This is a genomic window from Peribacillus butanolivorans (genome assembly GCF_001273755.1).
GTDB classification, from domain to species: domain Bacteria; phylum Bacillota; class Bacilli; order Bacillales; family DSM-1321; genus Peribacillus; species Peribacillus butanolivorans.
Map to the genome: position 1 here is coordinate 104,802 of NZ_LGYA01000001.1, position 20,061 is coordinate 124,862.

Here is a 20,061-nt window from a genome sequence, read left to right on the forward strand (position 1 = left end):
TTCTCTTATCAAGAGTGGCGGAGGGACTGGCCCTAAGATGCCCAGCAACCGTTCCATTAGGAATTGGTGCTAAATCCTGCAAAACAGAAATGTTTTGACAGATAAGAGAGGGATAAGTCTGCAAATCAGCTGATTAAACCTCTCTATTCTAGAGAGGTTTTTATTTTGGGATTTACACCAACTTAATTGATAAGATTAATGATTGGAAAGTAGGAGGAACTAAAATGAGGAAGTCAATTTTTAAAAGGGTTTTCGTTTCGGTCATAGCTTCGGCTTTGCTTTTAACGGGCTGCTCTTCAGGACAAAGTTCAACAGAATCAAAGAAGGATGAAAAAGTATCCTTTAAAAATGTTCCAGAACGATTTGCAAAAGGGGAAGGTGCCAAAATCAAAGTCATTCGTAAAATTGGCGGAGATGATCATACGGCTCAATATTTAGCTGGAGCGAAGGAAGAAGGAGAAGCATTAGGTTTTCAAGTGGATACGTATACAGCAAATGGCGATACGGCTAAATTCCATGATGCAATCGCCCAGGCTTTACAAGAAGATTATGACGGCTATATTATCTCCCATGGTGATGATGCAGCAACAGTGAATGACGTTCAAAAGTTGGTTGATGCAGGAAAGAGCGTTGTTACATTCGACTCTATTAGCGACTTATCTAAAATTGACGGTGTGACCTTAACTTCACAGGATGATGAAGCATTGGCAACTCTGGCTTTTGATAAATTGATAGAAGAACAAAAAGGTGAAGCAGCGATTGCATACCTTTGGGTAGATGGTTTCCCGCCAATGGTGAGAAGAAATGCGGTGTATCAGGAAAAATTAAAAGAAAATCCTGGGATTAAAGAAGTCGAAAGATTCGGAGTAGCATCTGCAGATACTTCAGTTCAGACACAAAATGCGGTAGCCGCAATGTTGAATAAATATCCCAAAGGCAAACTAGATGCGATTTTCGCAACATGGGATGCATTCGCAATTGGAGCGGCTCGTGCGATTAAAGAAGCTGGCCGCGATGAAGTGAAGATATACGGAATCGACGTATCTAATGCTGATCTTCAGGAGATTCAAGCGAAAGGCAGTTCTTGGTCTTACACGGCAGCTGTCGATCCGAAATTGATTGGTGCAGTGAATATGAGGATTTTAGCAAAAAAATTAGCGGGTGAAGAAACACCGCAAACATATGACTTAGAAGCTTCACTTATTTCACAAGAGCAGATTCAAGCTTCAAAAGAAGCGGTCAACATGGCCAACTTGTCCGGTATTGTCGAAGGATGGGGAGTATCAACGGAATTTGAAGAAGAATGGATGAAAGTATTGAAAGATCATTATAAAAAGTAAAAAACAGAGTCAGTAGACACTCTCTTTCTAGTGAAGAGAGTGTCTGTTTAATAGGGGGAATGGGCATGAGCACACAACTAGAAATGAAAAAGATATCGATTGAATTTCCGGGAGTAAAGGCGCTTAGTGAAGTTGATTTTTCAGTACAATCAGGGACAGCCCATGCAGTGGTCGGCGCAAACGGAGCAGGGAAATCTACGCTAATGAAGGTCTTATCGGGCGCTCATGCCCATTATACAGGTGAAATTTTTCTGGATGGAAAGAAGCAGGATATCCGTTCACCGAAGGCTGCACAGGAACAAGGTATTCAAATTGTTTATCAGGAAGTAGATACGGCACTCATTCCTTATTTAACTGTTGGGGAAAATGTAATGTTGAATGATACGGTGCAAAACATGGGCAAAAAACAAATGGTCCATTGGAAAGAGTTGCATAGAAAAGCCACTTATATCCTGGCAGAGATGAAAATTGGTGTCTCTTCGAAAAAGCTGGTAAGAGATCTTACCTTGGCTGAAAAACAGATGGTTCTGATTGCAAGAGCAGTCTCGACTGAATGCAAATTCCTGATCCTCGACGAACCAACTGCTCCGTTAAGTTATACGGAGACGACAGAACTATTTCGAATTGTAAATGAATTAAAGCAAAGAGGCGTTGGCATCATATTTATTTCCCATCGTCTTCCAGAGATTTTTGAAATTTGTGAAGAAATTACGATTATGAGGAATGGGAAAAGTGTTGCATGCCGAGAAGTAGCGGATATTACTCAAAACGAAGTGGTCGAGGGAATGCTTGGGAAAACAATGGATGAACAGTTCCCTGTTGTAAATGCTGCGATTGGTGAAGTTGTTCTGGAAGTGAAGGGACTGTCAGATGCCGAAAAAGTTAAAAATGTTAGCCTTCATCTAAAAGCAGGAGAGATTGTTGGTTTGGCAGGATTGGTTGGAGCAGGGAAAACAGAGCTATGTAAAACCCTATTCGGTCATACTGCTATCACAACAGGGGAAGTCGTGATGAATGGTAGAAAGCTTTCATTGAAAACACCGCATCATGCAGTAAAAAGTGGTCTGGCACTTGTACCGGAAGAACGCAGGAAAGAAGGCATTCTTGTTCAGGAATCAGTTGCAACGAACTTGACTGCAGCAAGTATCGGGAAATTCAGCAAGATATTCAGCTTTGTAGATCGTAAGGCGGAAAAGAAAAAAGCGAAGGAACTTATTACGAGTCTTGGTATTAAAACCCCTTCAGAGGAAGCTAAGGTTGAAAACTTGTCAGGTGGTAATCAACAAAAGGTCGCTATCGGAAAGTGGCTGATTGCTGATGCAAATGTATACATATTTGATGAACCTACAAAAGGCGTCGATGTAGGGGCAAAGAAGGACATATTTGAATTGATTGCCCAACTTGCCAGAAATGGAAAGGCAATTATATATGCATCATCTGAGTTGTCTGAAATCATGGGTATTACTAATCGAACTTATGTGTTATATGGTGGAAAGACAGTCATCGAATTAGAGACAAGCAAAACCAATGAAGAAGAATTACTATTCTACTCAACAGGAGGCAAATAGGATGAGCACACCGATTCCTGTTCTCACACAGACAACAAAAGCGAAGAAAAAAGTAGACTTATTCGACTTTTTCTATAAATACGGCACAATCTTGACGATTATTATTTTGGTTGGGATATTTGCCTTTTCAAATCCATCTTTCATTCAAGCTAATAATCTAATTAACATTCTGCGTTCTATTTCAATCGTGACCATCATTGCGATTGGAATTACGATATCCTTAACTGTGGATGGTTTTGACCTATCCGTTGGTTCTGTAGCATCATTGGCTAATGCGATCGTCATTTCGATGTTTGTTTGGTTTTCGCAGGATACCCTGATTGCGATATTAGCTGCAATCGGTGCGTCGCTTGTAGTAGGAGCATTAAATTCATTCATGATTGTAAAATTGAGAATTCCTGACATGCTGATGACATTAGCGACCATGTTCATCATCCAAGGGATTGCCCTTACCTATACAAAAGGAGCAACGGTTTCACAAAATATGGTCATGCCTGATGGAACGTTCGCTGAAGGACTGATCAGCCCATTTTTCGCTAAGATTGGACAGGTCCCTTGGATTATTCTGATCATGGCAGTCATTGTGATAGCTACCCATATCTTTTTAACTTATACCAAGCACGGTCGTTATATGTACATTATTGGGGGAAATAAGGAAGCTGCCAGACTTTCTGGAATTTCGGTAAATAAATACAAAGTACTGGCCTATCTCCTTTCGGCTCTCTTTGCCGCAATCGGGGGAATTGTTCTTGCTTCCCGCGTCATGACATCCGAAATCAATTCCGGGTCTCCTTACTTAATGGATGCTGTTGCAGCAGCATTTATTGGTTCATCCGTTCTAGGAGCAGGGAAACCGAATGCCTTCGGAACCTTCATCGGTGCAGTCCTGATTGGAATCCTTCAAAACGGACTGATTATGATGTCTGTCCCATACTACGCGATGGACATCGTTAAAGGAACCGTACTTGCCCTTGCGCTAGCGGTTACCTATTATAAGCAAAAACACTAGACTTATGTGTGAATGACACCTTATTTTTCATTGTAAAGTAATCCGCAAAACGTTAAATATACCAGAATCGTTACCTATTAAATGAAACAGTTCTGGTATATTTTTATTTAGGATTATGCATTTCCAAAACTAATCCCATCATAATTTTCTTCCTAAAAAACTCCAAACACTCTGATCGTCTGATGTACCTCATGTGTTAAATCACTTTCTTTCGAAGATGCTTTTTTCATTCTCGTTCTTTTAAAAAATAGAAACTTGTTATTTCAGGTTCTGTTTAAGCATTCTCCTATTTAAAGTTTTGGATTTCCTCGTTGCCTTTGAATTTGTTATCTGCCAATATGCTGATTTCTTCAATATGGTTTCGGGCTGTTTCATCGCCTAATTTATAAATGATGGCGTACAGCTTTTTCGTAGCTTCATCGTATTTATCATTTGCCCGGTCATGATGATAGAGAAGATATGGTACATGAGAACGGCATATGACTCCAAGTCATCTGTTCGATGTTCCTCTAGGCATTGCTTTAATTCTGCTAGTTCTTCATCTGTAGCGTATATAGTAAAGCTTGGATTTTCCTCAAGTTTTTTTCCTAGTACATCGCCGCTGACCAAATCCACATGATAGGTCTGTTTTTCCTACAACATTTTTTCTTCACCCTTTCAAGCGTTTATCTATGATGTACCACTATTTGTAAAAATATAATCATAAAAGTGAACATTCTCCATAATAAATCGATAGAGATAAAGATGTCAGATATTTCTTGTGAAATCGGGTAAGATAGATTTATAGAATAATATGGAAGTGTATGTGTATTCAGTAAAAGTGAGGAGTGACTTTTTGAAGAGATTACTCATATTTATTTTAATGATGGCATTAATTGTTTCAGGCTGTACCACCAGGAATTACGATTCCAACATGGAGCTAGGAAAAAGTCAGGTGGAAGAGGCAAATTATTTAGAGGCCCATGAGGCATTTGAATTAGCGTATAAAGAAGACCAAACAGGGGAGATGAAAGAGTTAATGGAACTTTGCGTCCTTTTGGCAGATGGAATGAAGAAATACGAGGAACAAGATTTTGAGGCGTCTCAAGTGTTTTTTGAAGAAGCTGCTGCATATAAGGCAAATTATGAGAAAAGTAAACTCATGGTACAAAAGGCAATTGGAATGTCCTCAGAAGCTGGAGAAGCCAGTGCAGAGCCAGTTGAAGACACTGACGCAGAGCAATCGAGGGATGAGTCTGAAGACCCAGTTATCGAGTCAGAAGAAGAGGATAAGCCAGTGGAGGCCCCCGCCACATCGAAGCTAGCTGATAAAGGAAATCACGAGAGTAACAAGGATTCAGATAAGACATTGACGAAAGCTCAGGCGGAAAATCTTGTGAAAGACTACGCTGACATGGAAAACTATCCTCAGCTTCAAATTCAATATGATCGTGAAGATGAAAAGGGAGATTACATATTCCAAGTGTTTGAAATGGTCAATGACAGTAAGGGAAGTGGGCATAAGGCTACTTGGGGTTGGTATGGCGTGAATAAGAAGACAAAAGAAGTCTATGAGCTTATGTAAGAAATAGAATGGATGAAAAAGGTGCCTTGTTATTTGAGGCATCTTTTTTTTTCGTAATGGGAGGTAAGAAATCTCAGAGCTATTAACCAGTCAATATTGTTCTTTTTTCGGTCAAATCTACATTCATTTTATCTTTTTTGTAAAAAGTTTGCCGTATTCTTTATTTCTTAAGAATTTTTTAATAATTACTGTTTATGATGGAGCCAAGTAAAGGACTTTCATAGGAGGGATAAAGGATGGAGAATTATAATGGGGATGAGCAAGTTCGGGTGAAAGCTGAACCGAAAAAGGGCAAGTCGCTTTGGTTAACTAGTCTTGTTTCTGGAACTGTTGCTTCTATAGTTACATCTTCTGTATTTGTATTTGGCGGAGATTTTATAGATGCAGAGAAAAATACAGTGACCGAATCATCACAAACTGCAGGGGCAGAACAAACCGAGAGCGTGGAAAAGAATAAGAGTATAAATACAGAAAAGTTATCGACAAGCACAGATTCAAATGAAAGAGCAGATATGGTTGAATCAGCTTCAAAATCGATTGTAGGTGTCGTAAATTTACAAGAGATGCAAAATCAGAACCCATTCCAGCAGCAAAGCACGGAGAGCGAAACTGTTGAGAGCGGCACGGGGTCAGGAGTTATTTATAAAAAAGATAATGGTAAGGCCTATATCATCACGAATAATCATGTTATTGAAGGTGCTAAGGAAGTAGAAATTTCATTGTATGATGGACAAAAGGCAACTGCAACAGTTGTTGGTGCAGATGCTTTAACAGACCTAGCGGTTTTGACGATTAATGCCTCGGTAGCACCAGAGGGAATTAATTTTGGAGATTCAGATAGAATGCGTCCAGGTGAAGAAGTTTTGGCCATTGGTAACCCTCTCGGACTTGATTTCTCACGTTCGGTTACGCAAGGAATTGTAAGTGCAACTGGGCGTTCCATATCAGTCGATACATCTGACGGAGAGTGGGAACTTGATGTCCTTCAAACAGATGCGGCAATTAATCCTGGTAACAGTGGAGGTGCATTAATCAATACTGCTGGTGAAGTAATAGGCATAAACAGTTTGAAAATTTCTGAAAGCGGTGTGGAAGGCTTAGGTTTCGCTATACCAAGTAATGACGTAATACCGATTGTAACGGAACTGATTGAAAATGGAAAAATCACGCGGCCATATTTAGGGGTCAGCTTGGCGAACACAGAAGAACTGCCACAGTATTACCTTCAAAATGTCCCTGAAGCTGCAAAGTCAGGTGTAATGGTAACGGGTATAGAAACTGGATCGGCGGCTGCGAATGGAGGACTTAAGCAACAGGATATCATTGTGGAGATTGATGGAACGAAAATTAGTACCTCTGCTGAATTAAGGAAATACTTATACACAGATAAGAAAATCGGCGATAAAGTAAAGGTCAAAGTGTATCGAGGTAATGAAGAGAAAACCTTAACGATTACGTTACAAAATTCATAAAAAAAGAGAAATGACTCCTGAGCAATTGGCAGGAGTCATTTTTATAGCTAATGAGTCGATAAAATATTTGGGTAAATAATAAAAAATAAATAATAGTATAAAAAATGGATATTATCGGAAAAATAGGTAGTGTATTTTAACTATTTGGTTTATTTTCCATATAGTCTTGAATACCTAAAAGTGAGTTGTAATAACTTTAATTTGTCAAGGTTTTCATTGTGAATATATTGAAAATTATAAAAAGTTTGACAAATTTGTGAAATGTAATAAAATAGAAAGAAAGGGGATGAAATAATGGAAGCTAATCAGAAGATGTTAGATGCAGTGAAGTGGGTATCAGGCACAGGTTGTGTAATCGGAATTATTATTTTTGCTTTAAGTTTATTTGTAAGCGATTACAATAAGGATTATATATTAACTGCTGTTGGAATGGCCATTACATTAAGCGCAGCTGCCATTTTCCTAGTTGGTATATTTTTTGTCCTGACAGAAGAAATGGTGATGAACACACATAAGGGTAAAACAGTTGTACCGGAAACAACTAAAATCATAAAAATAAATTCAAAAGTTAAAACAAAAAGAAGTACCGAGTTCAGTAACTAAAGCAATGAATAGAGCGTAATACCGTTTTCGTAGATGGCTTTCTTATCATCAGATTCACAAGCATGCATGAACTAATCTAGTTGTTCACCTGCTTGCAGGAATGAAGCTACTATAAGGACTATCATTCCTGTTCTCAAAGAAAGGTCATATACATCAACACCAAGAGCAACGGATGTAAGAACCATGGAGAATATGAACCCCATAACATGTCCACGTGGAAATAACTGTTTCATACTCAAATTTCCTTTCAGGTAGATGAAGCTACATCCGGAATGCTAGTGAAGAATCAGCTGTCGGTATGATAGTGAAGTTGTATTCTGGAACTGGGAACAGAGAGTAGCCCACTCTAGAGAACGTGTATTCAAAGGATCGCTTGAAATATTTCTTGGGCATGGCAGTAGGTTGTACACGATTAAAGCGTAACCAACTAGTTAACAAATGCTCCAACAATGAAAGCATATTCAATGATCCAAATCCAGTTGATTTAGAATATGTGTACATACAACATGGCTTGGCCATCCACATCAAACTCACTACATTCCTGAATGAAAAGTTCTAACTCTACATTCTGAACTCTGAACTATACCACGAAAAATGGACACTTTAAAAAGGTCCATTTTTCGTGGTTTTTCTATGTGCATATAATAAAAGAAACAAAAGGGATGCAGTTGTCAAAATTGGATATTTAAGTAGTGAGTTTCCTTTATTCAGGTGGAGGAATTCCAGAAAAGTGAATGGACTAATGCGCTTGAAGTAACATGTGGGGAAACGGCCTGCCCCCTGGTCACTTTATAAATTTTGAGGTGTGAAAGGATATCCCTTTTTCATGCCCCATTCATATTTACAAAACACAAATAGCCTACTCCCGCAAAAATAGGAGGACAGGACTAAACAGCAGTTTAGGAAAAGTAATACTGACAGGGCAATAAGTATTGCGAGAAGAAGGAACCTGATTACCAATATTTTATTATTGTTCTTAAATAAGATTAACCCTGTTATAGAGCAAAGTAGTACAAGTGTGCCTGTGATTAGTCCTAATATAATGTATACGACTTTCCCCCATTTTCCTTTCCCCTATTTTAACCAAGCCTATTAGAATGGCTAAATGTGCCACAGCAAATGTCCTAGAAAGGCATTCAAGTGGGCATCATAAAGGATCAAAATGTTCATTTCACACTCTTTGTTTCCTTATATATAATGGCAAGTGTTGTACGACAAGGGTAATGAAGCAGGGAAAACAACATCATATACAATGCCGTTACCGAGTCCATGGTCGAGTGAGAAAAATTCGTTTTTAATCCTGGATACCATCAACATCCATTAACGATTCCATCGATAGCTATCTTCTTAACAGGAGAGGTAATAAAACTTGAATATTCAGTAATTTAAATCCAGTCTTGAGGTAATGTACGAGGGAGAATATAATGTGAAAATTCATTATATTAAAGTAACATTAAATGGAAAAAGAACCGGGAATACTTGCAAATCCTTCACTAATAAGTGAATTCTCCGTAAGTAAGATATTAAACAATTATTATATTTCATTTCATAAAGATTTTCGAACATTTCAGTTCAGTTACCATCTTCTTACTGCTCTTTCATGAACTTTATGTGACAGATGTCACTTTGTATTGTCTTTTTATACACTTGGGATTAATATTGGTATGTCGGGGTTTGTGAACATGGTAACACTTTGTCCGAATAATTACCAATAGGAATTTTATTATGTAAGAAAGGGGTAGTACTATGAAAATAAAATGGGCTTTATTAACTATACTTTTTACTATTGCCACTGTGCTAACCGGTTGCGATAACCCATTAATGGTCTTGGACCCTAAAGGGCCAGTAGCTGCAACACAAGCAGATGTTATTATGATTTCGATATGGACAATGGCCTTTGTCGTTCTTGTCGTTATTGTACTGTATATCTTCATGATAATGAAATATCGTGCATCCAAACAGCGTGATGATTATGAACCACCTCATATTGAAGGAAGTAAGGTTCTTGAAATAATTTGGGTTGCGATCCCAATTTTAATCGTCGCTTTCCTATCAGTTGTTACTGTTAAAACAACAAATGAAGTTGAGGCAACACCTAAAGGATACCAAGAGCAAGAACCATTAGTTATTTACGCTTCATCTTCTAACTGGAAGTGGCATTTTAGTTATCCGGAAGAAGATATTGAAACAGTTAACTATCTGTTTATACCGACTAACCGACCAATTGAATTTAAACTTTATTCATACGGACCAATTGCTAGTTTCTGGATTCCGCAACTTGGAGGACAAAAATACGCGATGTCGGACATGGTAAACACGTTGCACTTAGCAGCTGATGTTCCAGGAGATTATATGGGTCGAAATTCAAACTTCAGTGGTTCAGGTTTTGCTCAGCAAACGTTCAACGTTAAGGCAATGCCTACAAAAGAATATGATAAGTGGGTAGATGAAATTAAAGCTACTGCTGAACCGATTACTGAGGAAAAATTCAATAAATTATTAGAACCTGGTCATGTGGGACAATCCACTTACACTGGAACTCACTTAGAGTTTTCTCCAGCTCCTGAAGGGGAACATGCTGGTCATAGTATGCACGGATCATCTGATACTGAAAAAACTGATTCTGAGAAATCCGATGAATCCACCAAAGATTCACACGAGGAACATTCAGAACACAGCAACATGAATCATTAAGAATTAATCTCACTCGATAAAACAACTAGGTTTACACAAGGAATATTTTCCTGAAAGGAGTCACAAAAGTATGGATTACTTTGATCGATTTGCCGTACCTCATCCAAGTCCAGCGATTTATGCATCCATGGTTGCTATTGGCTTAACCATGCTTGCGGTTGTTGTCGGAATTACCTATTTTAAAAAATGGGGTTACTTATGGCGTGAGTGGTTAACAACGGTTGACCATAAACGTATTGGTATCATGTACATCTTGTCTGCACTACTTATGCTTTTCCGTGGTGGAGCCGATGCTATCATGATGCGTGCTCAAACTGCTGTGCCTGATAACGGTTTGTTGGATGGACAGCATTATAATGAAATCTTTACAACACACGGGGTTGTCATGATCCTGTTTATGGCTATGCCATTTATCATTGGGTTAATGAACATTGTTACACCATTACAAGTTGGAGCACGTGACGTAGCATTCCCACGTCTAAACGCAGTAAGCTTCTGGTTATTCTTTATGGGTGCAATGCTATTTAACATCTCTTTCGTAGTTGGTGGATCTCCTGATGCAGGTTGGACATCTTACTTCCCACTGGCAAGTAACGATTTCAGTGAATCAGTAGGTTCGAACTATTACGCGATTGCAATTCAAATAGCTGGTATCGGTACATTACTGACTGGTATCAACTTTATCGTAACAATCTTGAAAATGAGAGCACCTGGTATGAACTTAATGAAAATGCCAATGTTCACATGGTCTATCTTGATCACAAACTTCATTATCGTTTTCGCTTTCCCTGTATTGACAGTGGCACTTGCGTTGATGACAATGGATCGTCTATTCGGAACTCAATTCTTTACGATGGCCAATGGCGGTAGCGATATGCTTTGGGCGAACTTGTTCTGGGTTTGGGGACATCCTGAAGTTTATATAGTTATTCTTCCGGCATTCGGTATTTACAGTGAAATCATTTCGACTTTTGCACGTCGTAACCTGTACGGGTATAATTCGATGGTTATCTCGATGGTAGCTATTTCTACTCTATCTTTCGTTGTATGGGCTCACCATTTTTACACAATGGGTCACGGTGCAATGGTTAACGGTATCTTCTCGATTACCACAATGGCAATCGCTGTTCCGACCGGTGTTAAGATTTTCAACTGGTTGTTCACACTTTGGAAAGGTAAAATCGTTTTTACCGTCCCAATGTTATACTCTTTAGCTTTCATTCCGATTTTCACGCTCGGTGGGGTAACCGGGGTTATGCTTGCCATGGCAAGTGCTGACTACCAATACCATAATACAATGTTCTTAGTAGCTCACTTCCACTACGTTTTAATCCCTGGTACTGTATTTGCCGTACTTGCTGGTTTCACGTACTGGTGGCCAAAAATGTTTGGTTTCATGTTGAGCGAAAAGATTGGGAAATGGTCGTTCTGGTTCATTACAATCAGCTTTAATGTAACATTCTTCCCGATGTTCATCACTGGTTTAGATGGGCAAGCACGTCGTATGTATACGTACTCTGAATCAACGGGCTATGGTCCATTGAATATGCTCTCTTTCGTTGGAGCAATTGGCTTAGCAATAGGTTTCGCGCTTATTGTGTACAACATCTATTGGAGTACTCGTTATGCATCAAGAAATATTTCAAACGATCCATGGGATGCACGTTCTCTAGAGTGGGCTACACATACACCAATACCAGAATATAACTTTGCAATTGTGCCTACAGTTGATTCTACAGAAGCATTCTGGGATTCTAAGAAAAAAGGCTTTAAATTATTTGGTGGTAAAGTAGAAAAGATTCATATGCCAAATAACAGTGGTGTGCCGTTTATCATGAGCTGTATCTTCTTCGTTTGGGGCTTTGCAATGGTATTCAGCATGTGGATCATTGCAATCATTGCAACACTTGGTATCTTTGCTTGTATGGCTCACCGTTCATTCGAAAAAGATCACGGACGTTATATCTCCGTTGAAGAGATTGAAGAAACTGAAAATAAATTGCGAGGTGCTAAGTAATGAAAATAGATAACTCGCTGCCACTAGAATATAGCACGGAAGAAAATCGCTTAAAGATTTTTGGATTTTGGATTTTCCTGGGGGCAGAAATAGCTCTTTTCGCTACACTGTTCGCCACTTATTTTGTATTAGTTAACGGTACTGGAAATGGTCCAACAGGGGAACACCTTTTTAAAGTACCAACCCTAATGCTTCAAACAATTTTTCTTTTAACTAGTAGTTTTACCATTGGTCTTGGAATCAATGCAATGAGACTTGGTAGTAAGAAAGCGATGCTTAGTTTCTTCGTTATCACCCTTATTCTTGGTTTAGGCTTTTTGGGAGTCGAAATCTATGAATTCGTGGAGTATGTACATGAAGGAGCAACCATTCAAACAAGTGCTTTCTTATCTAGTTTGTTTACGTTACTAGGTACGCATGGAGCTCACGTTACACTTGGTTTATTCTGGGGAACATTCATCATTCTGCAGGTTAAAAAACGCGGTCTGATTCCAGAAACAGCAAACAAAGCTTTCATCTTTTCTCTTTACTGGCATTTCTTAGACGTTGTCTGGATTTTCATCTTCAGTTTCGTCTACCTGAAAGGAATGATGTAATATGAAACAATTATTCCCACGGGGCCAAGTTATGGGATTTGCCTTTTCACTAATCCTGACTTTGGTTGCACTATCAGTTATAGTGTTTGATCTCTCACTTAAAATGGCAATGATCATCCTACTTGTTACAGCCTTCATGCAAGCAGCACTTCAATTGGTTATGTTCATGCATGCAGGAGAGTCTGAGGATAAAGCATCGATTTACACAAACGTTTATTACGGATTGTTTGTTGCATTGGTTACAATTTTCGGTACAATGCTAACAATGATTTGGGGATATCAATAATCCATTCCTACAAAACTGGGCGTCTTGATGACGCCCAGTTTTTTTGTATTTAATTATTGTAAGTGGAAATTTATATACCATTTTAATCACTTCATCATAGAAATTTGTTTTGTTATGAAGGATGAAGATGAACCAATTAAGTTTAGTATAACCATTTCAGAATGTTTTATTTACAGGGAATGGGAGAAAATATGGGTAAGAAGATAGGAGCTAGATTCGTTATACACAAGAATTCCTTGAAAATTCGAGGAATCTTCAAACAAAAAACATCTTTTTTCATTATAATTTAAATAATAAATGTTGAGTTTTTACCCCAATCATTGCTCATTATTTCTAGGACGAGATAGCGGCCCCTTTATTGGGTCTTTTACAGTTTGCTCGGATTATCGATTGGCTTACCCTTAGATTCATTTGGAGGAGAGGGAAAAGGTAATGGTAATGCCTTTAATGCTTCTTCCGGGTTTTGAAACGTATTCTTTATCTGTAGCTTTAGTACCAGCCAATAGTGAATCAAAGAGAATAATAATCATCTTTTTATATAAAAAAGAATTCAACAAGCCGTTAAAATAATTTAGTGGTTTCTATAATTTCCTTAATTTCTACTATACTGCGTACATTTTAGACTGATTACGCATTAATCTAGTCTTCGTATCTTTAGTGCCCTTCTTCAGGCACCCGTTCTATTAACGTTTCACCATAAGTGAAACGTTAATAGAACGGTCACATCTTCAAAGAAAAACTGTCCGCCCCTTTGATATAATTAGGGATATAATAATTAATTTAGAACTTAGCGGAGATGATGAAATATGACATTGCCTGTTTTGATTTTAACAATTCTCATAAGCTTGGTTAAGCTATTAGTTACCTGTCTTCCAACCGATGCAGTGAATTGGATTATCAGCAAATTTAAACTGCATTCAGAACTTAGTGACGCGAATTGCATCGTAACCATTGACGGAAAACGCTTGGAAGGTGAAGACAAAATTCAAGTTATTAATTATTTTAATGAAGCTATATTTTTGAAAAAAAATCATATATTTCCAGGGAACGAGCAATTGTTTTTACATCCAGAAAACAATGGGACCCCATTAGTCATTGATACTAAAAGCGGCAAAAAGGATGTTAGGTTACTTGTGCACATTTACAACGACCACGTGGATGTAGTCAAACAGTACAAGAAGAAATTAGTTGCGTATAGTTTGCTTTCCGATAGCCTGCAAGAACGTTCTATGCCAGTAATAAGGGATTTTGTTTAAAAGGAACATAAAAAAAAGACGGTCTTTAAAAAGACTGTCTTTTTTTCTAAATTATTTATTGTGTAATCCATTTTTTTATTCGATGGTAAAAATTATAGTTAATAAAGCCCTGTTCATTTAGGTACCTTTCTTTCCTTCTTTATTGAAAATACTAAAGTACTAGTTATTCAGATTGAGTGTAAAAGCGTTCACAAGCTGACGTCTTTATATTGGTATAATATGAAAAAAACAATTAAAAGTGGGAGGAAATCGTAATCGAGGGGTTCTTCGAATAGAAAAAATTCAAAAAAATGCATTAGGATAATAGAACAATAGAAGTACATAAGTAAAACAGTATTGAAAAGGGTTAATTTGTTTATTAGTATAAGTGCATGTGAAAAGTAATTTTGGTAAATTATATCTGAAAAGGTAATAAAAAAAGCAGGTTTCTAAAACGAAGCCTGCTTTTTTATGCTTTCCATTGTTTTTCCACTTGATGAAGGGCTTGTTGTAAAATTTCTTCTTGATTAGTACCTGGTTTAGCAAGGACGTTAGTTTGATAAGATTTTCCTTGGAAATCAACTGTTACTGTAACTTTTACCATTATGCATCTTTCCTTTCTTAATTCAGTATTAAATGGGAGTGTTGTATGTACTTCTTTTATTCCCAAAGCTGAAGATTTTTCAAACATTTCGAAAGCAACGAAGGTGAAGATTTAATATTCATAATTATCTGATATTTAAAAAGAAATGTCAACACTTTTTGGGGCCAGACCCCATTTCCCGAGATTTTTTATTTGCATAAAGATTGTTGTATCAGTGTTAAAGGCTTGTTGTGTAGGGGTCAGACCCTATTTCCCATATAAAAACAACCTGGCTAGTTTGCATAACAGCCAGGTTGTTTTAGAAAATTTATTATTCAAATTTTGGTTAAGATAATTCCGATTAAGGCTGCAAATACGCCGGCAATTTGATAGGATTTTAGTTTTTCTTTGAATAAATAACATCCAGCAAATACGACCACTAAACAGTTTAGGCTGACGACAGGGAAAATGATGCTTGCGATGCCGGTATTCAACGCAAAGAAATAACATCCATAGGCTATGATGCTTAAAAAACCTACTAAGGAACCAATTTTGACTTCTTGTAGCTTGATTTTTTCATTCTTAAAGGCCAAAGCCGAAAGAAGATAAAGAGCTCCGCCCCCATACATTGATACTAGAATATCAAGGGAGTTTAAATGAAGACGTGTTGATGTCGTCATTAAGATGCCGAGCACACCAAAAGATAAAATGGAAAATAAAGTGTGCATAATCCAAGGTAAATATTGATGATTGCCTTTAGCATTAGGTGTATACTGAATGACTAAAGTAGCGAGAAGCATGCAGGCTATTCCACTCCACTGCAAGGAAGAAATATGTTCGTGAAAAATTAATGCTGCACAGAGAATGGGGAATATTGCATTCGCTGCAATTAATGGAGATGTCAAACTTGCCGGACCTTTTTCAAAGGCGCTTGCCATCTGGATATTCCCATTAGCGTTCAATACACCAATTGCTGCACCTAGCATGATAGAAAGCAAGTTCAGGTTCAAACCATCCACAAGTACTCCATAAGATATGGCCAAAATAAAAGCTACAAAATAAAAGAAAAATTGGATATGTACCTTTGAGTAACCCTTTCCGCTACTCCATTTAAAAATGCTGTTATTGATTCCGAAACACAAACTGGTGATGAGTGCTGCAAAGATCCACATTGCTTTAATCTCTTCCTTCATGTAGGATAAACTTCTTCTACATTTTAAGCTGAATACATGTAGGAATCAAACTAAATTTAAAAAGTATGATTGACAGATTAGATATTTTTTTCTATATTTACTATGACAATTTTAAAATATTTCCCGAAAATCGGGAGAGGTTCATAGCATCACCCTCTTAAAAAAACTATGGCTTTGATATTTTTCGCGAATCAACCATATCTTTGAGGAGATATGGTTTTTGTTATATAGAGGCCCACTTTATGAATCTCCCTGTGAAACGTGGAAGAGGAGGACTTTTTATGTCTGGAAGAAAAGAAGAAGAATTAAAAAAAGATATCACATTACTTGGGAATCAAGGCACAAAATATACATTCGACTATGCGCCTGAAATTTTGGAGTCGTTCGATAACAAGCATCCGAACCGGGATTACTTTGTCAAGTTCAATTGTCCGGAGTTTACAAGCCTATGTCCAATTACTGGACAGCCGGACTTTGCAACCATTTACATCAGCTATATTCCTAGTGTGAAGATGGTCGAAAGCAAGTCTTTGAAGCTTTATTTGTTCAGCTTCCGCAACCATGGTGATTTCCACGAAGATTGCATGAACATCATCATGAACGATTTAATCGAGTTGATGGATCCGAAATATATTGAAGTCTGGGGCAAGTTCACACCTAGGGGCGGAATTTCTATTGATCCATACACAAACTACGGGAAACCAGGGACGAAGTTTGAGGAAATGGCGAATTTCCGCTTGATGAATCACGACTTGTATCCGGAAACTGTAGATAATCGCTAAACATTAGAGGAGCCTCTTATGCGGTTGGAGCCCCTCTGGTCATTTTTCGAAAATGACTGTTACGAAGCCTATTGTCTGGCAGACGCAATGTATCTATCACCGAATGCAGAAGAAGAGGATCTTCATTCTGTAATCAAAGCTCATTAAGAATGGTGATCTTAGGCAGTTATTGACAGTTACTAGGTTAGGGAAAAGCACAGAAAAATACAGGATGAATCCTATCGAGTGATTCAATGGATTCACTGATTCTAATATATTTAATTTAACCCGTCAAAACAGAATCTAGGTATTTTGTTTTGGCGTTTTTTTTTTGTAAATGAACCGTATAAAATGTGAAAAGTGCTACAAAGAAGGGAGATTATTATACGTTTTTCTGCATCCTCATTCAATAATTTTATCGATTTTGTCTTTATAGAAAATACAAATGTCCTTGTATAACGGAATTAACTCTTGATTGTTTTGTCAAAACACGTAATAATAGGGAGAGTTAATTTTGACAGAATATTTTTAAAAATAGGGGATGTCGGGATGAAAGTTGCGAAGTTTGGCGGGAGTTCACTTGCGTCAGGTGAACAGTTAAAAAAAGTATTCGAAATTGTGGTTTCTGATCCAGAGAGGAAGATTGTTGTTGTTTCGGCTCCAGGGAAACGCAATTCCGATGATATAAAGGTGACGGATTTATTGATTGAAGTTGCCGAACAGCAACTACGAGGTGAGAATGGCCAGCTTTTGATAGAAGATGTGGTCACTCGGTATGCGAGTATTGCTGAAGAATTAGATATTTCAGAGGATGTCATTAAAGAGATTCGTGAAGATTTGCACACGTTGTTACGTGCAGATCAAAATAATCCGAAGCGTTATATGGATGCTTTAAAGGCAAGCGGTGAAGATAATAATGCGAAGCTGGTTGCGGCTTATTTTCAAAGCCGTGGGGTAGAGGCGCAGTATATGGATCCGAAGAAAGCTGGCTTGATTGTAAAGGATGAAGATGGATACACTAAAGTGCTGCCCGAATCATATGAGCGGTTATATGCTCTACGTGATGAGCCGGGAATTGTAGTATTCCCAGGGTTCTTCGGTTACACGTTAGATGGCGATGTTTTAACGTTCTCAAGGAGTGGTTCGGATATTACGGGTTCGATTCTTGCCAATGGGGTTAAGGCCGAATTGTATGAGAATTTTACAGATGTGGATGCCGTTTTCGCTGTGAATCCAAACGTGGTTTCCAATCCAAAGGGAATCCGAGAGTTAACGTATCGCGAAATGCGTGAGCTTTCTTATGCTGGTTTCTCGGTGTTCCATGACGAAGCTTTAATTCCTGCATTTCGTGCCGGAATTCCTGTTCATATCCAAAACACGAATAACCCAGCGGCTCAGGGGACGCGTATTGTGAGCACACGCGATAATACGAATGGCCCGGTTATTGGGATTGCGAGTGACAAAGGGTTTTGCAGTATTTACATTAGCAAATACTTGATGAACCGTGAAGTCGGATTTGGACGCAAACTTCTTCATATCCTTGAAGATTACGGGGTTTCATATGAGCATATCCCATCCGGTATTGATGATGTGACGCTTATACTAAGGCAGGATCAAATGACAGAGGAAGCTGAGAAGAAGATCGTTTCGCGCATTAAGCAGGAACTTCATGCTGATGAAGTGATTGTGGAACATAACCTTGCGTTAATTATGGTTGTCGGGGAAGGCATGCGTCATAATGTGGGTACAACGGCAAGAGCATCAAAAGCGCTGGCTGAAGCTAAGGTCAACATCGAAATGATCAACCAAGGCTCTTCTGAGGTGAGCATGATGTTCGGTGTGAAAGGTCATAGTGAAGAGACGGCAATTCAGGCTTTATATCACGAGTTTTTTTGAGAATGAGATTTTAGAAGCCTCCTTGAAAAGGGAGGTTTTTTACTGTTAATCAAATATCTCACCAAGTAGAAGGCGCGCTGAGGGCTCATTACGTCTACTTTAATTCAATACCCATTTGTCCTTCAAAAATAAAATCCTTGATACAGCAAAGAATATAGCAATGGAGACAATGAGGATACTGGCTGTAAGGAAGATGTTTTGATAATCAATCACGCCATAAATCAATTCTTTAAAGAGAGCAAAAATATTGAAAATTGGAATCAAGAAGTGTTTGGTTGTTAATTCATGTAAGCCTGTTCCGCCTAAGAATAGTGCAGGCAGAATGACGAGCATTGTTATCGGTGATATATAGTTTTGGGATTCCTTGACGGTCTTGGATATGATGCTTGCTGACATTTGCAAAGCTTCCTTGATGTTGACTTGCAGCGGACTTATCAGACTAGTGTCAGCATTTATGCTTTGCAGCCTATCTTGAATGATTTGCTTTTCAAAAAGTGTTAAGCTGACTCGACCTGTGAAAGGGCGTAAGAACTATCTTGACCATACGTGTCACCGAAGAGGCTGAACGTGACTTGTTTGCCCTTTTCTATTTGTTCCATGAAACCTTCGCCAACTTGCAGGGCAGCGGGGGCTTGGTCTTCTTGGACTGCTTCGGTAGGGTTATCGAATGATTTGACTTCGATTTGTGGAAAATCACTAAGTAAGGCTTTGCTGAATGACGGATCGACTGCCAGGGTATAGGTTTCATTTTCATCCGTGTTCATCAAACTCTTCTAAAATAGTGTTAACCCAGTCAATAATAGAATAGGCAGGAGTACACTTAAAATCAATGTGCGGCGATCCCTTAAAGCTTCCTTCATTTCTTTCACATACATATTAAGAAACACGGGATTGGTTCCTCCTTACAAGTTTGGACATGAAAATATAATTTAGGTCACGACTTTTTTCTTCTATATATAGAGACTCAAGCTTTCTTTTATAAATCAGTTCCACTTTATGCATCATCGCTACGGAGTCGCAGAGTAAAGTAACCTCCTCCATAATATGGCTAGAGAAAATGATCGTATTGCCCTGCTGTTTCAGTTGAAGAACAAGCTGGCGAAATACATTGGATGAAATGATATCAAGTCCTGTCGTCGGTTCATCGAAAAGAATGATGTCAGGATCATGAATTAGCGTACGTGTCATCGACATCTATAATAAAGAAAAGGAAAGCCTCCAAATTGAAGATTGGAGGCTTTCCT

Annotated in this window: 21 protein-coding genes, 2 pseudogenes and 1 riboswitch; of the genes and pseudogenes, 15 read left to right on the forward strand and 8 right to left on the reverse strand. The window is 38.3% G+C overall.

From position 1 onward, the window contains the following. The first annotated feature begins 2 nt into the window (after positions 1-2). A riboswitch (SAM riboswitch) is annotated at positions 3-108 on the forward strand. A gap of 116 nt (positions 109-224) precedes the next feature. The 3 genes from AKG34_RS00505 (at position 225) to AKG34_RS00515 (ending at position 3,917) form a co-directional block, all read left to right on the forward strand. Continuing rightward, positions 225-1,340 carry a sugar ABC transporter substrate-binding protein gene (locus AKG34_RS00505; RefSeq protein WP_053344291.1) on the forward strand — a complete coding sequence of 372 codons (1,116 nt, stop codon included), beginning with the start codon at positions 225-227 and terminating at the stop codon, positions 1,338-1,340. Positions 1,341-1,405: 65 nt separating this feature from the next. Next, a complete protein-coding gene (locus AKG34_RS00510; protein ID WP_053344292.1) occupies positions 1,406-2,908 on the forward strand; it encodes a sugar ABC transporter ATP-binding protein in 1,503 nt (500 codons plus the stop codon). A 1-nt stretch (position 2,909) separates the two neighbouring features. Further along, complete coding sequence (locus AKG34_RS00515) at positions 2,910-3,917, forward strand: ABC transporter permease (protein WP_053344293.1); 1,008 nt, start codon at positions 2,910-2,912, stop codon at positions 3,915-3,917. Between the two features lie 378 nt (positions 3,918-4,295). Here the strand turns inward: AKG34_RS00515 and AKG34_RS00520 are convergent, their stop codons facing one another. After that, positions 4,296-4,532 (reverse strand): hypothetical protein, encoded by a 237-nt coding sequence (locus AKG34_RS00520; RefSeq protein ID WP_053344294.1) that lies wholly within the window; start codon positions 4,530-4,532, stop codon positions 4,296-4,298. 220 nt (positions 4,533-4,752) lie between these two features. On the opposite strand from AKG34_RS00520, the gene AKG34_RS00525 reads away from it, so the two are divergent. From AKG34_RS00525 to AKG34_RS00535, 3 genes are all read left to right on the forward strand, one after another. Next, positions 4,753-5,481: a COG3014 family protein gene (locus AKG34_RS00525; protein ID WP_053344295.1), complete on the forward strand. Its 729-nt coding sequence runs from the start codon at positions 4,753-4,755 to the stop codon at positions 5,479-5,481. Positions 5,482-5,717: 236 nt separating this feature from the next. Then, positions 5,718-6,953 (forward strand): S1C family serine protease, encoded by a 1,236-nt coding sequence (locus AKG34_RS00530; protein ID WP_053344296.1) that lies wholly within the window; start codon positions 5,718-5,720, stop codon positions 6,951-6,953. A 294-nt stretch (positions 6,954-7,247) separates the two neighbouring features. Beyond that, positions 7,248-7,556 carry a hypothetical protein gene (locus tag AKG34_RS00535; protein ID WP_053344297.1) on the forward strand — a complete coding sequence of 103 codons (309 nt, stop codon included), beginning with the start codon at positions 7,248-7,250 and terminating at the stop codon, positions 7,554-7,556. A gap of 71 nt (positions 7,557-7,627) precedes the next feature. On the opposite strand, the gene AKG34_RS28535 is transcribed toward AKG34_RS00535, so the two are convergent. Continuing rightward, positions 7,628-7,789 carry a cytochrome C oxidase subunit IV family protein gene (locus AKG34_RS28535; protein ID WP_235566005.1) on the reverse strand — a complete coding sequence of 54 codons (162 nt, stop codon included), beginning with the start codon at positions 7,787-7,789 and terminating at the stop codon, positions 7,628-7,630. A 936-nt stretch (positions 7,790-8,725) separates the two neighbouring features. Beyond that, positions 8,726-8,895: pseudogene (locus tag AKG34_RS29515) on the reverse strand (nucleoside recognition domain-containing protein); the annotation flags it as partial. Positions 8,896-9,302: 407 nt separating this feature from the next. Between AKG34_RS29515 and qoxA the strand changes: the two are divergent. From qoxA to AKG34_RS00565, 6 genes are all read left to right on the forward strand, one after another. Further along, complete coding sequence (gene qoxA, locus AKG34_RS00545) at positions 9,303-10,250, forward strand: cytochrome aa3 quinol oxidase subunit II (RefSeq protein ID WP_053344298.1); 948 nt, start codon at positions 9,303-9,305, stop codon at positions 10,248-10,250. Between the two features lie 70 nt (positions 10,251-10,320). Beyond that, entirely contained in the window at positions 10,321-12,267 is a 1,947-nt protein-coding gene (gene qoxB / locus AKG34_RS00550) for a cytochrome aa3 quinol oxidase subunit I (protein ID WP_053344299.1), read from the forward strand. Further along, complete coding sequence (qoxC, locus tag AKG34_RS00555) at positions 12,267-12,863, forward strand: cytochrome aa3 quinol oxidase subunit III (RefSeq protein WP_053344300.1); 597 nt, start codon at positions 12,267-12,269, stop codon at positions 12,861-12,863. Before qoxB ends, qoxC begins: the two co-directional genes overlap by 1 nt. A 1-nt stretch (position 12,864) precedes the next feature. Next, positions 12,865-13,149, forward strand: a complete 285-nt coding sequence (gene qoxD / locus AKG34_RS00560) for a cytochrome aa3 quinol oxidase subunit IV (RefSeq protein ID WP_053344301.1) — start codon at positions 12,865-12,867, stop codon at positions 13,147-13,149. Between the two features lie 432 nt (positions 13,150-13,581). Continuing rightward, positions 13,582-13,719: a hypothetical protein gene (locus tag AKG34_RS27815; RefSeq protein ID WP_157444502.1), complete on the forward strand. Its 138-nt coding sequence runs from the start codon at positions 13,582-13,584 to the stop codon at positions 13,717-13,719. Between the two features lie 236 nt (positions 13,720-13,955). Then, the gene (locus AKG34_RS00565; RefSeq protein WP_053344302.1) at positions 13,956-14,405 is read left to right on the forward strand and encodes a YfmQ family protein; all 450 of its coding nucleotides are present in this window, start codon (positions 13,956-13,958) and stop codon (positions 14,403-14,405) included. Between the two features lie 448 nt (positions 14,406-14,853). Here AKG34_RS00565 and AKG34_RS00570 read toward each other — a convergent pair whose 3' ends face one another. Both AKG34_RS00570 and AKG34_RS00575 read right to left on the reverse strand, forming a co-directional pair. After that, positions 14,854-14,988, reverse strand: a complete 135-nt coding sequence (locus AKG34_RS00570) for a BA3454 family stress response protein (RefSeq protein ID WP_053344303.1) — start codon at positions 14,986-14,988, stop codon at positions 14,854-14,856. A 314-nt stretch (positions 14,989-15,302) separates the two neighbouring features. Further along, positions 15,303-16,160, reverse strand: coding sequence for an EamA family transporter (locus tag AKG34_RS00575; protein WP_223305388.1), 858 nt, complete (start codon positions 16,158-16,160; stop codon positions 15,303-15,305). A gap of 281 nt (positions 16,161-16,441) precedes the next feature. Between AKG34_RS00575 and queF the strand changes: the two genes are divergently transcribed. The 3 genes from queF to AKG34_RS00585 all read left to right on the forward strand — a co-directional run bounded on the left by queF (position 16,442) and on the right by AKG34_RS00585 (position 18,817). After that, positions 16,442-16,942 (forward strand): preQ(1) synthase, encoded by a 501-nt coding sequence (gene queF / locus AKG34_RS00580; RefSeq protein ID WP_053344304.1) that lies wholly within the window; start codon positions 16,442-16,444, stop codon positions 16,940-16,942. Between the two features lie 18 nt (positions 16,943-16,960). After that, complete coding sequence (locus AKG34_RS29165) at positions 16,961-17,089, forward strand: hypothetical protein (RefSeq protein WP_269083710.1); 129 nt, start codon at positions 16,961-16,963, stop codon at positions 17,087-17,089. 381 nt (positions 17,090-17,470) lie between these two features. Then, positions 17,471-18,817, forward strand: a complete 1,347-nt coding sequence (locus tag AKG34_RS00585) for an aspartate kinase (protein ID WP_053344305.1) — start codon at positions 17,471-17,473, stop codon at positions 18,815-18,817. 99 nt (positions 18,818-18,916) lie between these two features. On the opposite strand, the gene AKG34_RS00590 is transcribed toward AKG34_RS00585, so the two are convergent. The 3 genes and pseudogenes from AKG34_RS00590 to AKG34_RS00600 form a co-directional block, all read right to left on the reverse strand. Continuing rightward, positions 18,917-19,213 carry an ABC transporter permease family protein gene (locus AKG34_RS00590; RefSeq protein ID WP_053344306.1) on the reverse strand — a complete coding sequence of 99 codons (297 nt, stop codon included), beginning with the start codon at positions 19,211-19,213 and terminating at the stop codon, positions 18,917-18,919. Between the two features lie 101 nt (positions 19,214-19,314). Beyond that, positions 19,315-19,581 carry a hypothetical protein gene (locus AKG34_RS00595; protein WP_053344307.1) on the reverse strand — a complete coding sequence of 89 codons (267 nt, stop codon included), beginning with the start codon at positions 19,579-19,581 and terminating at the stop codon, positions 19,315-19,317. Positions 19,582-19,693: 112 nt separating this feature from the next. After that, a pseudogene (locus AKG34_RS00600) lies at positions 19,694-19,999 on the reverse strand (ABC transporter ATP-binding protein); the annotation flags it as partial. Positions 20,000-20,061: the final 62 nt, after the last annotated feature.

What these genes read in the sequence shown, in the direction of transcription:
- AKG34_RS00505 (WP_053344291.1), top strand. Translation starts at nt 225, where the DNA reads ATGAGGAAGTCAATTTTTAAAAGGGTTTTCGTTTCGGTCATAGCTTCG.
- AKG34_RS00510 (WP_053344292.1), top strand. Translation starts at nt 1,406, where the DNA reads ATGAGCACACAACTAGAAATGAAAAAGATATCGATTGAATTTCCGGGA.
- AKG34_RS00515 (WP_053344293.1), top strand. Translation starts at nt 2,910, where the DNA reads ATGAGCACACCGATTCCTGTTCTCACACAGACAACAAAAGCGAAGAAA.
- AKG34_RS00530 (WP_053344296.1), top strand. Translation starts at nt 5,718, where the DNA reads ATGGAGAATTATAATGGGGATGAGCAAGTTCGGGTGAAAGCTGAACCG.
- AKG34_RS00535 (WP_053344297.1), top strand. Translation starts at nt 7,248, where the DNA reads ATGGAAGCTAATCAGAAGATGTTAGATGCAGTGAAGTGGGTATCAGGC.
- AKG34_RS28535 (WP_235566005.1), bottom strand. Translation starts at nt 7,789, where the DNA reads ATGAAACAGTTATTTCCACGTGGACATGTTATGGGGTTCATATTCTCC.
- qoxA (WP_053344298.1), top strand. Translation starts at nt 9,303, where the DNA reads ATGAAAATAAAATGGGCTTTATTAACTATACTTTTTACTATTGCCACT.
- qoxB (WP_053344299.1), top strand. Translation starts at nt 10,321, where the DNA reads ATGGATTACTTTGATCGATTTGCCGTACCTCATCCAAGTCCAGCGATT.
- qoxC (WP_053344300.1), top strand. Translation starts at nt 12,267, where the DNA reads ATGAAAATAGATAACTCGCTGCCACTAGAATATAGCACGGAAGAAAAT.
- qoxD (WP_053344301.1), top strand. Translation starts at nt 12,865, where the DNA reads ATGAAACAATTATTCCCACGGGGCCAAGTTATGGGATTTGCCTTTTCA.
- AKG34_RS27815 (WP_157444502.1), top strand. Translation starts at nt 13,582, where the DNA reads ATGGTAATGCCTTTAATGCTTCTTCCGGGTTTTGAAACGTATTCTTTA.
- AKG34_RS00565 (WP_053344302.1), top strand. Translation starts at nt 13,956, where the DNA reads ATGACATTGCCTGTTTTGATTTTAACAATTCTCATAAGCTTGGTTAAG.
- AKG34_RS00570 (WP_053344303.1), bottom strand. Translation starts at nt 14,988, where the DNA reads ATGGTAAAAGTTACAGTAACAGTTGATTTCCAAGGAAAATCTTATCAA.
- AKG34_RS00575 (WP_223305388.1), bottom strand. Translation starts at nt 16,160, where the DNA reads ATGAAGGAAGAGATTAAAGCAATGTGGATCTTTGCAGCACTCATCACC.
- queF (WP_053344304.1), top strand. Translation starts at nt 16,442, where the DNA reads ATGTCTGGAAGAAAAGAAGAAGAATTAAAAAAAGATATCACATTACTT.
- AKG34_RS29165 (WP_269083710.1), top strand. Translation starts at nt 16,961, where the DNA reads ATGCGGTTGGAGCCCCTCTGGTCATTTTTCGAAAATGACTGTTACGAA.
- AKG34_RS00585 (WP_053344305.1), top strand. Translation starts at nt 17,471, where the DNA reads ATGAAAGTTGCGAAGTTTGGCGGGAGTTCACTTGCGTCAGGTGAACAG.
- AKG34_RS00590 (WP_053344306.1), bottom strand. Translation starts at nt 19,213, where the DNA reads ATGTCAGCAAGCATCATATCCAAGACCGTCAAGGAATCCCAAAACTAT.
- AKG34_RS00595 (WP_053344307.1), bottom strand. Translation starts at nt 19,581, where the DNA reads ATGAACACGGATGAAAATGAAACCTATACCCTGGCAGTCGATCCGTCA.